At 69.7% G+C, this 14,016-nt stretch carries 7 protein-coding genes and 1 pseudogene; all 8 read right to left on the bottom strand.

Annotation, left to right across the window (positions count from 1 at the left end):
• Positions 1 to 69: 69 nt before the first annotated feature.
• The 8 genes and pseudogenes from ACZ6TU_RS17950 to ACZ6TU_RS17985 all read right to left on the bottom strand — a co-directional run bounded on the left by ACZ6TU_RS17950 (position 70) and on the right by ACZ6TU_RS17985 (position 13,985).
• On the bottom strand, positions 70 to 1,368 hold the full coding sequence (locus ACZ6TU_RS17950; protein WP_469549425.1) for a TIGR02679 family protein: 1,299 nt from the start codon (positions 1,366 to 1,368) through the stop codon (positions 70 to 72).
• Complete coding sequence (locus tag ACZ6TU_RS17955; RefSeq protein ID WP_469549427.1) at positions 1,365 to 5,576, bottom strand: TIGR02680 family protein; 4,212 nt, start codon at positions 5,574 to 5,576, stop codon at positions 1,365 to 1,367. Before ACZ6TU_RS17955 ends, ACZ6TU_RS17950 begins: the two co-directional genes overlap by 4 nt.
• Entirely contained in the window at positions 5,573 to 6,910 is a 1,338-nt protein-coding gene (locus ACZ6TU_RS17960) for a TIGR02678 family protein (protein ID WP_467670912.1), read from the bottom strand. The genes ACZ6TU_RS17955 and ACZ6TU_RS17960 overlap by 4 nt, the downstream gene beginning before the upstream one ends.
• Complete coding sequence (locus tag ACZ6TU_RS17965; RefSeq protein WP_467670910.1) at positions 6,910 to 8,538, bottom strand: TIGR02677 family protein; 1,629 nt, start codon at positions 8,536 to 8,538, stop codon at positions 6,910 to 6,912. The genes ACZ6TU_RS17960 and ACZ6TU_RS17965 overlap by 1 nt, the downstream gene beginning before the upstream one ends.
• 1,211 nt (positions 8,539 to 9,749) lie before the next feature.
• A pseudogene (locus tag ACZ6TU_RS17970) lies at positions 9,750 to 10,010 on the bottom strand (FAD binding domain-containing protein); the annotation flags it as partial.
• Between the two features lie 62 nt (positions 10,011 to 10,072).
• Positions 10,073 to 10,900, bottom strand: coding sequence for a carbohydrate ABC transporter permease (locus ACZ6TU_RS17975; protein WP_469549431.1), 828 nt, complete (start codon positions 10,898 to 10,900; stop codon positions 10,073 to 10,075).
• A gap of 82 nt (positions 10,901 to 10,982) precedes the next feature.
• The gene (locus ACZ6TU_RS17980; RefSeq protein ID WP_469549433.1) at positions 10,983 to 11,894 is read right to left on the bottom strand and encodes a carbohydrate ABC transporter permease; all 912 of its coding nucleotides are present in this window, start codon (positions 11,892 to 11,894) and stop codon (positions 10,983 to 10,985) included.
• A 30-nt stretch (positions 11,895 to 11,924) separates the two neighbouring features.
• Entirely contained in the window at positions 11,925 to 13,985 is a 2,061-nt protein-coding gene (locus ACZ6TU_RS17985; protein ID WP_469549435.1) for a beta-galactosidase, read from the bottom strand.
• Between the last annotated feature and the right edge of the window lie 31 nt (positions 13,986 to 14,016).

Below are 14,016 nucleotides of genomic sequence, written 5' to 3' on the forward strand. Positions count from 1 at the left end.
GGGTGTCGCCGGTTGGGCGCAGGTCGTAGGTGAGCACCGCCGCGCCAAGCCGCCGTGCGGCCGAACCCTTCACCCGAGGTCCTCCAGCAGCAGATCGAGCGCCGACTCCTCGTGCAGGGCGATGCCCAGGGCGTCCATGGTGGGCGCCAGTTCCGTGTCCCACACCGCCTCGACCGACGGTCCGGTGAGGGCGATCGACGGTGTGCCGTTCACCTGTGCGCGGGTCGCGAGGTACTCGTAGTCGGCCGCGCGCATGCGCCACGGCTCTGCCGCGTACCGCTGCATGACCCGGTTGGCCAGGGCGATGCCGGGCCAGTCGAAGTCACCGTGGTAGGCGAAGGCGCAGCCGGCCGACGCCAGCGCGTCCAGGAGTGAGAGAACGACCGTCGTCGCGCTTCCCGAGGTGCAGACGAGGGGCGCCGTGCGGTCGGCGTCGGCCGCGGCCTCGACCACGCGTGGGTTCTCGCAGACGTGGACGAGGGTGCCAGGCGGCATCTCCAGCCTCAGTGTGCGTAGCTCGCGCAGGGTCACGTGAGTTTCCATGTGGTGGTCGGCACGCTCGCGCAGGGCCGCCTCCCGCCAAGTGCCGCCGGTGGGGCACAGGCCGTACGTGAGCACCGTGCTGGACACCTCGTCCGGGGTGACCGAGGCCGTGCGCCACAGGGCCCGGCGCGCGGGCGCATCTGCGGGGAGCTCGACACCGTGCGCCAGCGCGATGCCGCGGAGGACCAGCCGGGACAGCAGCGTGCCGTCGTCCAGGCCGTGGGCCGAGCCGGTGGCGCGGGTGGCCAGTTCGCCGCGGCCCCAGGTGGCCGGGGTGGAGCGTGGGGCCGTGCCGGGGAAGAGCATCGCCAGGGTCTGGACGGCATGGGTGATGACGGTGGCCGCGGTGTTCGGGTCCTGGCGGGCGAGTGTGCCGCCGCGTCGTATCTCCTCCAGCCACTGTGCTGTCCAAGGCTGGGCCGACAGTGACGTGACTTCCACCTCCGTCTGAGCCGCTGACCACACGCGGGCTCGTTCGGCCGCCGCCGCGTCGCGGACCGCCCGGCGGTCGGTCAGGGACGGCCCCAGTTCCTCCAGTGTGGAGGCCAGGCCCCGTCCGACCGCGCTGGTGCGCAGGCGGGTGTCCAGGTCCGGCAGGCGGATCGTGGTGGTGGGGCCGGTGATCGGTCGGGCCAGGAGCAGGGACAATGCCTCGCGTTCCTGTGCGTCCAGGTACTGGAGTCTGATGGTTCCGGCCGGTTGGAGGCCGTTGCGCTCCAGGCGGGTGCGTGCGGCGGTCCAGAGGCGGGTGAGGCCCGGCCGGGTGAGGAACGCGAGGGCTTCGGCGTCCGGAGGGTGTGCGTCGGCTCGTTCGCGTCCTGTCATACCGGCATCAGCCTCCGCTGTCGCCCGTTCCACGTGTAGTGGAGCGTGGCCACGCCCCGTACATGCGGGTCCCGCAGGCACTCGTAGATGTGGAGGGACGGTACGTCGGGCCAGTTGCCGATCAGTCGCTCGCTGGTGAGGACGAAGTCGAGGTCGAGGTCGACCAGAATGCGGCCGAGGCGGGCGTGCGTGGGCTCGTCCACCTTGGCGAACGCGTCGTCGAGGAGGATCAGGCGGGGCGTGTGCGGGGCGGTGTCGGCGAGGCTGGTGAAGTGGGCTGCCGCCGCGGCGAAGAGGACCAGGTAGGAGAGGACCCGCTGTTCGCCTTGGCTCAGACCGGTGCGGCCGGAGAGTTTACGGCGGCTGCCCGGTGCCGCGTCGTTCACCACCCAGGGGGTGAAGGCGAACCAGCCGCGGTAGTCCAGGGCGGTGCGCAGGTGGGCGGCATAGCCGGCGGCCGGGTCGGCGCGGCGGGCGTCCTCGATACGGCGCTGGAGGACGTCGCGGAGTTGCTCGGACTGCTCACGGGTGCGCAGCCCGGAGGGGCTGCGCAGGAGGTCGACGGCCGCCTTGACGTCGGCTTCGACACCGTCCGCCAGCTTCCAGTCGAGGGTGACGCCCAGGCCGTGTGAGGTACGAACCGTGGCGAGGGTGCTGTTGAGGGCGGCGACCAGGGCGCCTGCGGCCAGCACCTGCGAGGACAGGTGGTCACCCAGTTCTCCCGTCAGGAAGCGCTGGAAGACCTCGCGTTCGCGCTCCGTCAGACGGTCACGAGCCTCAGCGGCCTCGGCCGCGATGCGCTCGCCGACCACGGCGATGTCGTGCGGGCCGTGGTCGTCGACGAGCCGGCACAGCTTGATGCCGTCGTGTTCCTCGATCGTCGCGTCGTAGCCGCCGGAGAGCTGGTCGCGCAGGTCGGTGTGGCGGTTGAGGAGGGTGGTGTCCGAGATGTCACGGCGTTCGGCGTCCAGGCCGCGACGCACGGCGTCTCCCAGCAGACGCAGCGCTGCGATGCGTTCCCGCACATCGTGGTGGACGGGGTCCGGGGACTTCAGGGCGCCGTCGTCCGCGTCGGGGTCGAGACCCGCTCCTCTCAGCACGCCCGGCAGTGAGAGGGCCGTACGCAGTCTCCTGCCGCAGGCCAGCACCTCGGCTTCCTGGCCGGCGAGTGTCTCGCGCTGCACCCTCTCGTCCTCTTCCGCCCGTACGCGCAGGTCGTGTACCTGGGTCAGGTCCTTTCGCGTGTGCGGGAGTTGGCGTCCCACGGCCTCCAGACGGCGCGTCGCCGCGGCCTCCCGGGCGAGGATCTCCTGCTCCGTGGCTCCGAGGGCCTCTTCCATGGCCTGGACGGTTCGGCGGGCGGTCTCCAGGCGTCCGAGCGGCTCGGCGTAGTCCGACTCGGCCTCCTGGCGGGCAGCTTCGGCACGCTCGTAGTCCGTCCGGCCGCCCCGGTGGCCCTCGGCCGCGGACAGGACCGCGCGCATGCGCCGACGAAGCCGCTGCGTACCCTGCCCGAGGCGGTCCAGAGCCAGACGGACCGTTTCCAGTGCGGCCGGGTCCGCCGGGAGGTCCTGGGCACTCGCCGTCGCCTCCGTCTCGCGCCGGGCGGCGACCGCGCGGGCACGTGCCTGCTCCGCTTCGCGGGCGGCCGCGGACGCCTGCGAGGCGAGGGATTCTGCGGTGCGCTCAGCCTCGGTCGTACGAGCCCACGCGTCCGTCAGCCCACGTGCCGAGGGCGGACGGCGCAGGGTGTCGCCGATCCGGTCGCGGTGCTCGGTGAGGTTCCGCAGGCCATGTCGGCGTTCCGTCAACTCGCCTTCGAGTTCGGCCAGTCCGCGGTCGAGTTCCGCCAGCGCCCGGCGGCGTGTCTCCGCACGCACCTCCGCGCCGACGTACTCGGCGGCCTCCTTGGCGTGGCGGCCGTGGGCGATGCCGAGCCTCCAGGAGCCATCGGTACCGATCACATTGTGCGGCCTCGACTCTGTCGCCTCGTCCACCGGGCCGGCATCGCCGGCGTGGACCCCGGCCCCGGCCAGAGCCACCGCCCCGAGCACGCGCTCGATTCGCTCCGCCGTGACTCCACTGTCGGGGGCGGCAACCGCCCGCAACACCCGAGCGAGCGTCAGCCCGGTCACAGGTGCTCCCGGGACCAGGAGGGTGTCATGGGTGGTCGGGTCGAGGACCGCACCGTCCGCACACACCCAGGCGTCGAGCAGGCCGCTCGCTTCCAGCGCGGCCTCCAGGCCTGCCCGCGCGTCCGGCTCCAGGTCGTGGGCGAAGTCCACCAGCCGGTACAGGGGCGCTCCGGTGCCCGGTGTGCGGGGAGCCGTCCGGTGGGGCGGGGGCGGAGGCTCGGGGTCGGTGCGGCGATCCCATTCCTCGCGCCGGCGCCGGAGGCGGTCCTGTTCTGCCTCCAGTTCGCGGACGGTCAGGGAGAGATCGTCGCGCTCCGCGCCCAGTTCCGCCAACCACGGGTCGACGGCCGAGCGGGCTGCTTCGGCCACCTCGTCGGGGGTCTGCGCGGGCAGCGGACCGTCGGCCGGGTCCTGCGCGACAAGGGCGTACACGATGTCCAGGGACACCCCGGTGGAAGTCCGCAGTCGCTCGCTCCAGTCTCTGGCCTCGATGGCGTACGCCTCCGACTCACGCGCGGTTTCCTGTCGGCGACCGTCGGCCCGGGACCGCGCATGGTCCGCCTGTTCCTCCAGACGTTCACGGGCGGCGTCGGCCTCGTCCGCCTGCCTCTGAGCCTCACTCGACCGCTCGATGAGAGCGCCCAGTTCCGTGACGAACCTGACGCGGTTCCTGATCACCGGCTGTGCGACGTCGAGTCGGGCGTCCCAGGCCTGCAGCGCGGTCGTGCAGGTCTCGGTGTCGACCGCCAGCACCTCGCTATGTCGTACCAGGTGGAAGTCGTCTTCGGGTGCGATCAGTTCGGCTGTGGTGGCGGGCGTGACCGGTGCGACGGGCGTCGCCACGGGCTCCCCCAGGTGCACGGGGTCGATCCCGGACCGCTCGGCTTCCCGCACCAACTCGCCGTGTGCGGCGCTCAGTTCGACCAGTTCTTCACCGAGTCGTCGGGCCTCGGCGGTGAGACGCCGCCCCGCCTCCTCCTGGTTGCTGTGCGCCTGGCGGACGGCCTTGAAGGCGGTGGCAGCCGCGCTGTGCAGGGCGGTGACCGTGGTGCGTTTCTCCCCGAGTTCCCGCAGGCTGCGGTATCCGGTGCTGGCGTGCAGGGCGGCCAGGTCCGTCTCGGCGGCACTCGACTCGCTCGTGAGGGTTTCGATGCGGGCGTCGAGTTCCTGCTCGCGCTCGCGGAGCCCCTCCGCCCTGCGCGCCGCGTCACCCGCGGACCTGCGGTGCTCCGTCAGTTGCTCCAGCTCACCGGTCACCTGGTCCGTGCGGCTGCGCAGCGCGCCGTGCAGGTAGCCGCGGTAGTTGGTGAGGAAGGTGCGCAGCGCCTGGTCGGTGCGTTCGAGACGTCCGAGGTAGGCCCGCACGGAGTCCAGGTCGTCCAGATTGCGGGCCACCTTCTCCACGACCTCGTCGTCGAGGGCGGGCAGGGTTTCGGCGAGAACCGAGACCAGTCCGCCGGAGTCGATGCGGTCGCCGATGGTGGGACGGCGCAGACGGTGCAGTAGGTGGAGCAGGTTGCGGTAGCGCGCCGGGTCGGTGAGGCCGAACAGTTCGCGGGCCACCCTGGCCCGATGCTCGACGGCGCGGTCGGTGACGTTCTCCGAGCCGACGAGCGACTTGAGCTGGTCGATGGGAAGGAGGCGCCCGGCGGGGGCAAGGTCGAGGTCCTCACCGATTCGCAGTCGGGTGGTGAAGAAGAACGGCTTCGCCGTCTTGGTCGACTGGGACCCGCGGATGGCCGCGCCGATGGTCAGGTGGTGGTCGTTCCCATGCTCGTCCGTCCGCACGAACTCCAGCCACAGATAGCCCAGCCGGTTGGTCTGCTCGAAACCGTCGAGCATCAGCCAGGCCAGCGTGGTGCGTCCGGTTCCCGTGGCGTCCAGCGCACGGGCGTCGCCGTCGAGAAGGTAGGGCAGCAGCATCTCCAGGGCCTTGGACTTGCCGGCGCCGTTCTTGCCGCGCAGCAGCAGGCGGCCCTCGCCGAAGGCGAACTCCTGCTCGTCGTACTGCCAGACGTTCCGGATGCCCGCGCGGTGCAGTCGGTAGCGGTGCAGGGTCGGCGGGCGGTTCATCGGGGCGGCTCCTCGGAGACATCGTCCGCTGGGGACCGGTCGGTACGGGGCCTGACCGCCACCGTGGTGGCGTACCGGGCAGCTGCGGCAAGCAGAATCCAGCCGCCGTCCGGACGGTCCTGGCCCCGCGCCTGAGAGACATCGGTGACGGAGCGCCCGTCGGCCACCGTCTGTTCGTATCCCTCGGGCAGGCCGTGGCCGTCCGCGCGCACGGGCCCGGCGGGAGCCATCAGACGCATCCGGCCGAGGAGGTCGAGTACGGCCGCGAGGAATCCGTCCCGGTCCTCCAGGTGGCCGCGCTGCCAGTTGGCGCGCCTGCCGTACTCCTCGATCAGTTCGTCGAGCAGGTCGGGGAGCAGCCCGTCCGGGACGGGTACGCCGATGACCAGTCGTCCGCCGATCGCCGGGTGGCCCGGGTCTTCGGGACGCAGTCGGGCGACCAGCCGCTCCACGAGGAGCAGCGCGGCTTGAGCCACCGTGCCCGTGCCCGGCAGGTGCAGGTCGGTGAGTTCGTCCTCGGTGTCGACCAGGGCGATGCCCTCGGCGCGGATCTCGGCTTCCAGGCCGAGCAGTTCGGAGAACGCCTGCGCCTCACGTCGCTGCCGGGTACGCAGCCATTCGCGCTCGGCGTCCGTGAGGTCGTCGAGGTGGACGACCGGGGTTTCGACGAGACGTCTGCGCACGTATGTACGTGGCCCCCCGAAACCGGGGTCGGCGGCGCGGCGCACGAGGTCCGCGCCGTCGCGGCTCTGAGCGAGCGGGCCGGCGACCACGACTCGCGCGATCTCGCGGTCCACGGTCAGCAACGCCTCACCCGCCCGCTCCTCGGCGACGGCCCCGACATGACCCTCGGTCTCGACCAGGACGCCCCAGTCGACGAGTTGCCGCAGGGCGGCCGCGAGGGTCCTCCGCTCGGCCTGCCGCCCGGTGTCGGCGATCTCGATGCCGGCGTCGACGGCCGCGGCCCTCAGGTCGGCGACGAGTTGGGAAAGCAGGAGCTGTTCGGGTGCGGTGACGAGGACCGACAGCGCGAGGGCCAGATAGGCGTACGTCCGCGGACTGAACGGCGTTCCGGTCGAGGGTCGTTCCAGACGGTGGCCCGAGCCCGGGCCGAGGCCCGCCTTGAACAGCCGGGCGTACGAGGCCTCCACCAGCAGGCGGTACCCGAACACCTGCTGGAAACGCTGTGCCAGCCAGTCGGCGTGGCGCCGGATCAGTGGAAAGGTGTCGCTGTGCGGTCCGCTGCTGGTGACCAGGGGGTGGGCCAGCAGGAGCCGGGCGGCGGTGCGGCGCTCGGCCGCGAGGGCGACATCGTGCGCGGAGGGCAGGGGCATCAGGCGCTCGCCTCCCCCATCGCCGCTGCGGATGCGCTCCCGACGGTAAGGCTCTCGACGGCCAGCGAGAGATCGTCCGCCGTCAGGTCGCCGTCCACCGACCGCAGGACGGTGGACCGGCCGGGGGTGCGCCAGGCGGTCAGCCGGATGTCGAGGTCCACGTCGTCCGCCTGCGCGCCGTCGAGCAGGAAGTCGCGGGTGTCCTTGCTCAGCCGGGCATTGCCGAGGGCGGTCGTCAGGAGCTCCAGGAGCAGTCGCATGGCCGGGGCGCTGAGGCGCACCTGTTCGAACCTGCCCGATGCGCTGCGCAGTTCGTCGGCGGCCACCTGCCGGGCCTCGGCCTGCTGCCGCGCCTGCTCCATGAGGTGGCGCTTCTGCTCGGAGTGATCCTCGGCGGCCGCGGCCCGTCCGCGCGGGGCCCTGCTGCCGCGCTCGCGCAGCGCCACCGGCACATCCACCACGGGTCCTGTCCACCAGCTCACATACGCCGGCACGGACCGGTCGGGGTCCGGTGCCACCCCCAAGTGACGTGCGCCGTAGAGCCCGAAGGCGGCGACCGCCAGGTCGTGGGCCTCTTCCGGCTCCGCCGCGTCGAACCAGGCCGCGAGCCGCAGCAGGTCCTTGCGACGGGACATCTCACCGGACGCCGAACGCAGCATCCGCTTGGCGTTGGCGAGCAGCGACTGCAGGGCCCGCAGGGTGGCGTCCCGAAGCTGATCCACCTGGCTGGAATGGCCTCCGGTGTCGGTGAACCACTCTCGCAGCCCCTCCCAGTCCGCGATGTCCCGTCCGCGGCTGCGCTGCACCCGCGTCTCGGTCAGCCCGTCGGCGAGTGCTCCCATGCCCGCCGCGTGTGCGTCGATCCGGGCGAGCAGGCCGGGCAGGTGAGGCCGGACGGCGTCCAGGTGAGCCGCGATGCGCGGGGCCCGGAAGGAGACGTCCTCGGTAATGGCCTCCACGTAGTCGAGCAGCAGTTCCTTGAACCCCTGGTACTCGGCCGAGTCGAGATCGTAGCGCGCCAGTACCTGGCCCAGGTAGGCGTAGAAGTCCCGGACGGACTCGGCGAATTCGGCGAACTGCACGAAGAGCGTGCTGATCCGCTCCAGCGCCTGTTGCGGATCGGCACCACCCGGCGCCGCGGCCATGGCGGCGATCTCACGCAGTCCGCGGTCGACGAGGACCAGCAGTTCGCTGCTCACCTCGCGTGCCGCGTCCGCCCCGGCCAGTACCTCGTCCGCGCTCCGCTGCACGCGCTCCCCCAGCTTCGACAGCTGGTAGCGGGACCGTGAGCGCTGGTACTCGGTGATGCTGGTCGCTTTGACGGTGTGCGTGCTGCGCAGCAGATTGCCCCAACGTACGAGCTCTTCGAGCCTGCGGGTGAGCGTTTCCGCGTCCAGCGACGCACCCGGGACATCCTTCTCGGCCAGCTTGGCGAGGAGGTCGGATACGGACAGGTCGGCGAGCAGCGTGCCGCAGAACACCCGCATCACCGCGACGTACTCCAGGCGCTCGGGAGCGCTGAGGTACGCGTACGCGCTCAGCCGCTGCCAGGCCTCGGCGTCGGCTTCCTCCCCGTGTGGGACTTTCTGCTCGTTCCCCTCCATGCCGTCGAGGGTACGGACCGCCACTGACACTCCGGAGGAGTGTTGCGGAAAACCGGCTGTTCACGTATTGGAGCCCTGCACCGCCGCGTGGGCCGAAGCTCATGGCTCCCCGGGTACAGGGGAGACCACCGCTCCCATACCGCTGGATCGAAGCAGGCCGCCCATAGCCCGATCGCCTCCTGGAAGACGGCTCCCTGCCGGCTTTTTGCAGGTCAAGGGCAGTCTTCACTTTACAACCGGCACGCTCCGTCACCACCGAATGTGAGACAGGGCCGAACGTCCTACAGTCCCTGAGGAACATCGCTTCACTCCGACAGGAAGGCTACCGGCCTGCACTTTCGCACGAACCAGGCTGTTGTAAGCCTCCGAACAGGCGCCTGATCGACAGTCGTCTCGGCATGTGCGGGCGATGATGCTGACTCAACTGAAGCCACATCAGGTACATGAGGGGCACAGGACGAGTCGTTTCCCGAAAGGCCTTGTCGAACAGTTCCGGCCGGAGGCGGGCGAGTTCACAACTCTGGTTGAGGACGCCGGATCTTCGGGGCCGAAGATCCGGTCCCGGCTCGGACACGACCCGACAAGCCATGCCCAAGCGTGCCCTTCAACGTGCGGCGGCGGGAGCGCGTCGGCTCACCCCTCAGTTGCTCGGTGCCGAGAGCTCGCTCCAGCGCCGGGCCCGGGAGCACACAGGAACGCTGCCCCGGCTCGTCACGCCGGGGCAGCGTTGTGTCGGCAGTGGCCTGCTGGCGGACCACGACGCGTACCCCGCCGAGGTTCGCCACCTGAGCGAACAGCGTCTTGGTGTCGCCCTGTCGTGGCGAGGTGGCCCTCACCAGCGGGAAGTACGTGCCCGGTTCGGCATAGGTGAACGTCTGCCGGACCTCGACGGTCGTACGAGGGGCCCCGAATGGGTTCGTGGTCAAGGTGCCGGTGCCGGTGAAATCCCCTTCGGTCTTCACGACACGGCCCGCGCCGGGCGGTACCTCGATCCTGACCTTGAAGGTGACTGACCGGCCGACGGGCACCACGACCCGGTCGGTGTGGCCGACGGTCAGGTCGACGACGGGCTGGATGCCCCGGCGCCGTCGCGGTCTCCGGCACCTCGACCTGGCTGTCGTCCACGGCGTACGCGGTCGAGCGGGGCAGTTCCACGCCCTTTTCCACTCAGGTGCTGAGATCGCGCAGCGCCTGCTTCTGGAGGCCGGTGAACTCGATGAGCCGGGCCGCGCGGGCGCCCTCTCGGCGGCCCGTTCGGCGGCCTGGGTCCACAGGGCGTCGGACGGCCGCTTCCCGATGAGCTGCCGCTCGACGGCGGTAAGTTTCCACGGCACGGTGCCCACGCCTCCGGCGGCCGCCTTCGCTTCCTGGATGACTTGGCCGGCGGATGCGCAGGGCGACGGCCGCCGAGGTGAGCGCGAACTCGTAGGACTGCCGGTCACGCACTTTCAGTAACCCGAAAGCATCGGGCGAGGAGAGGGCGGAAGCTCAACTGCATGGCGCCACCGCCAACGCCGCCTGAAAGCGCCGTCCCGCACTGAGTCCTCCAGAGGAAGGCCTACTTCATTCCCGTGGTGGCGATTCCCTTGACGAGATAGCGCTGGCCGACGAGGAAGACGATGAAGACCGGGATCAGCGTGATGACGGACATCGCGAACAGGGATCCCCATGACGCTCCGCTGGTGGCGTCGACGTAGTTGCGCAGTGCCACGGGCGCCGTCTGCAGTTCGGGTTTGGTCAGGTAGATCAACTGGCTCAGGAAGTCGTTCCACGTCCAGATGAAGGTGAAGATCGCGGTGGTGGCCAGGGCCGGCAACGAGATCGGCAGCAGGATGCGGAAGTAGATACGCCAGTACCCGGCTCCGTCGATCTTGGCCGCCTCGTCCAGCTCGGTGGGCAGACTCCGGAAGAACTGGACCATCAGGAAGATGAAGAAGGCGTCCGTGGCCAGGAACTTGGGGACGATCAGCGGAAGGAACGTGTTCACCCATTCGATCTTGGAGAACATCACGTACTGCGGAATGATGAGCACGTAGACCGGCACCATGAGGGTCAGCATCATCATGCCGAAGAAGAAGGCCCGCCCGCGGAACTTCAGCCGCGCGAAGGCGTAGGCCGCCATGGAGCAGCTGACCAGGTTACCGAGCAGCGCCCCCAGCACGACGATCGCCGAGTTCAGCAGGTACAGCCCGAACGGGTGCGAGAGTGCGTTCCAGCCGTCGGAGTAGTGGCCGAAGTCGGTCTCCGTAGGCAGCAGGGAGGGCTCACGGAAGATGAGAGCGTCCGGTTTGATCGAGCTGGCGATCATCCACAGCAGCGGGTAGACCATCACGAGGCCGAAGGCGATCAGCACGACGTGCTTGACGAGCGCGCGTATCCGAGCCACCCGCCTACGGCGCTGCGCGGCGGGAGCAGGCGCGGGAGTTGGAGCAGGCGAAGGAGTGTCTTCGGCCTTCAGGAGTGTCATCTCACTTACCGTCACCGTAGAACACCCATCTCTTGCTGAAGTAGAAGTTGATTGCGGTCAGGGCACCGACGATCACCACGAGCAGCCACGCCATGGCCGAGGCGTATCCCATGTGGAGCCGGCCGAAGCCCTCCTCGTACAGGTACAACGAGTAGAAGAGGGTCGAGTCCGAGGGACCTCCCGTCCCCCCGCTGACGACGAATGCCTGGGTGAAGGACTGGAAGGAGCTGATGACCTGCAGAACGAGGTTGAAGAAGATGATCGGGGTGAGCAGTGGCACGGTGACGTGCCGGAACTGGTGCCAGCGGCCGGCGCCGTCGAGAGCGGCGGCTTCGTAGTACTGCTCGGGGATCTGCCGCAGACCGGCCAGGAAGATCACCATCGAAGAGCCGAAGGTCCACACGTGCAGGACGACGAGGCTGTACAGCGCGGTGTCCGGGTTGGAGATCCAGCCGGGCCCGTGGATGCCGAACAGTCCGAGGAACTTGTTCACCAGGCCGTCGGTGCCGAAGACCTGTCGCCACAGGATGCCCACCGCGACCGAGGCACCGAGGAGCGACGGCAGATAGTAGACGGACCGGTAGAACGCCAGTCCCCTGATGCCCCGGTTGAGGATCATCGCCAGGGCGAGGGCGACCGCCAGCAGCAACGGCACGCTGAGGGCGACGTAGGCGAAGGTCACGCTCAGGGAGGTGCGCAATCGGGGGTCGTCGAGCATCTTGCTGTAGTTCTCGAAGCCCACCCACTCAGGAGAGCTCAGCAGGTTGTAGTCCGTCATCGAGAAGTACAGTGAGGCGATCATCGGGCCGAGCGTGACGCCGGCCATGCCGATGAACCACGGCAGAAGGAAGACCCATGCGGTCCGTTCTTCTTTTCTTGCCGCCTGGCTGAGGTGTCTGCGGAGCACAGTCATCGTCCTCGGGTTCTTGGATCGGGTGCGGGTTCAGGAGTCGCTCGACGACGGCTCGGCGTGCTGCGGTGCGGACAGCGCACAGTGCACGACGGCGACGTCCGCCGCGTCGAGGACGAGCGTCTGCCCGGCCTCCAGGCGGCGTCCGGTGATCAGGTCGGTGCCGGAGCGGTCGAGGGTGACGGTCGCCTTGTCCTGCCGGTGGTTCAGCAGGAACAGGTAGGCACTCGTGTCCGTCCGTCGCTCGGTGACCTCGACGCCTCGTGGTGCGGCGTGCACCGGTCGCACCCCGGCACGATCCAGGACGTGCCGCACCAGGGCCTCGAGGGTGTCGTCGTCCAGACGTGTGCCGACGTACACGGCACGGCCCTGGCCCAGTTCGTGCTCGACCACTGCGGCTTTGCCGGCGAGATGCCCCTTGCGGTAGACGGCGAGCGGTCGGGCGGTCTCCGTTTCGAGGTCGTCCTGCCACAGGGAAGCGGTCGCGAGGAAACCGGTCAGGGCGGTCTGTTCGGCTGCCGCCTGGACCGGCACCGTGGCCTCGGCGGGCAGCGGAGAGAACTCCAGCACGTGCGCGCCGATGACCTCGCGCAGGGCCCCCGGATATCCGCCTTCGACGATCCGGTCGTCCTCGTCGACGATCCCGGAGAAGTACGAGACGACGAGATGGCCGCCGTCCTCCACGAACCTGTGCAGAGCCGCACTGTGCTGACGTGTCATCAGGTACTGGTTGGGGATGACCAGGACACGGTAGGGCGACAGGTCGTAGTCGAGGGTGACGACGTCGACGGCGACCTGGCTGTTCCACAGGGCCCGGTAGTGCCGGGCGACGGTGTCCCGGTAGTCGAAGGCGTTGTCCGGGTGGGCGCAGCCTTCCACGGCCCACCAGTTCTGCCAGTCCCAGACGATCGCGACCTGGGCGCTGGTGCGCGCTGTGGCGATCTCGTCGATGGCCCGCAGTTCGTTGCCGAGGGCCTTGACCTCCTGCCAGGTCCGGGTCTTCTCACCGCCGTGCGGGAGCATCGCCGAGTGGAACTTCTCCTGCCCCTGGCGTGAGGCCCGCCACTGGAAGAACATCACCGCGTCGGAGCCGTGCGCGACGGCCTGGTAGGAGCCCAGACGCATCCGGCCCGGCTGTTTGACCTGGTTGGTCTTCCACTGGCTCACCGCGCCGGCCGCCTGTTCCATCAGCATCCAGGGCTGCCCGCCGCGCAGGGTGCGCATCAGGTCGTACTGGAAGGCGGCGACGGCCAACGAGTGCGGCTTGCCGGGGTCGGGGTAGCAGTCGAAGGCGACGACGTCGAGTTCCTTCGCCCACCGGTGGCTGTCGGTCAGCCGGCACCCGAAGAAGTTGGTGGTCGCCGGCACATCGGGGGTGATCTGGTGGAGCAGGTCGCGCTCCTGCGTGACCAGTTCCAGCAGGAGGTCGGAGGTGAAGCGGGAGAAGTCCAGCTCACGGGTGGGATTGACCCAGCCGCGCACGGGTCGGGGCAGGTGCACCTGGGACCAGTCGCCGTAGCGCTGGCTCCAGAACTCGGTGCCCCACCGGTGGTTGAGTTCGTCCAGCGTGCCGTACCGCTGCCGCAGCCACTCGCGGAAGCGGTCGTCGCACAGGTCACAGAAGCAGTCGGAGTGGTACTCGTTGCCGATGTGCCACATGGCCAGTGCCGGATGGCTCCCGTACCGCTCGGCCAGCTTGGTGGCGATGCGCCGGCTGCGGTCCCGGTAGACCGGGGAGGAGGGGCAGAAGTGTCCTCGACTGCCGATGCCGTGCCGCACTCCCTGCCGGTCCACCGACAGGATCTCGGGGAAATCCGTGGCGAGCCACGGAGGTGGCGCGGCGTTCGGCGTCGCGAGGTTGACATGGATGCCGTTCGCCCACAGCAGGTCCATGATCTCGTCGAGCCATGAGAAGTCGAACTCGCCGTCGGCCGGCTCCAGCATGGCCCAGGAGAAGACGCCCAGGCTCACGAGCCGCACGCCCGCGGCTCGCATGAGCCGGACGTCCTCCTGCCACACCTCCCTCGGCCACTGCTCCGGGTTGTAGTCCCCGCCGTAGACGACTCCCGGCAGTCGACTGCGAAAGGTGTTCATGCGCGGATCGTTCGTGCGCGGATCGGACACA

The organism is Streptomyces sp. NPDC052064 (genome assembly GCF_055585925.1).

What these genes read in the sequence shown, in the direction of transcription:
- ACZ6TU_RS17955 (WP_469549427.1), bottom strand. Translation starts at nt 5,576, where the DNA reads ATGAACCGCCCGCCGACCCTGCACCGCTACCGACTGCACCGCGCGGGC.
- ACZ6TU_RS17980 (WP_469549433.1), bottom strand. Translation starts at nt 11,894, where the DNA reads ATGACTGTGCTCCGCAGACACCTCAGCCAGGCGGCAAGAAAAGAAGAA.
- ACZ6TU_RS17950 (WP_469549425.1), bottom strand. Translation starts at nt 1,368, where the DNA reads ATGACAGGACGCGAACGAGCCGACGCACACCCTCCGGACGCCGAAGCC.
- ACZ6TU_RS17960 (WP_467670912.1), bottom strand. Translation starts at nt 6,910, where the DNA reads ATGCCCCTGCCCTCCGCGCACGATGTCGCCCTCGCGGCCGAGCGCCGC.
- ACZ6TU_RS17985 (WP_469549435.1), bottom strand. Translation starts at nt 13,985, where the DNA reads ATGAACACCTTTCGCAGTCGACTGCCGGGAGTCGTCTACGGCGGGGAC.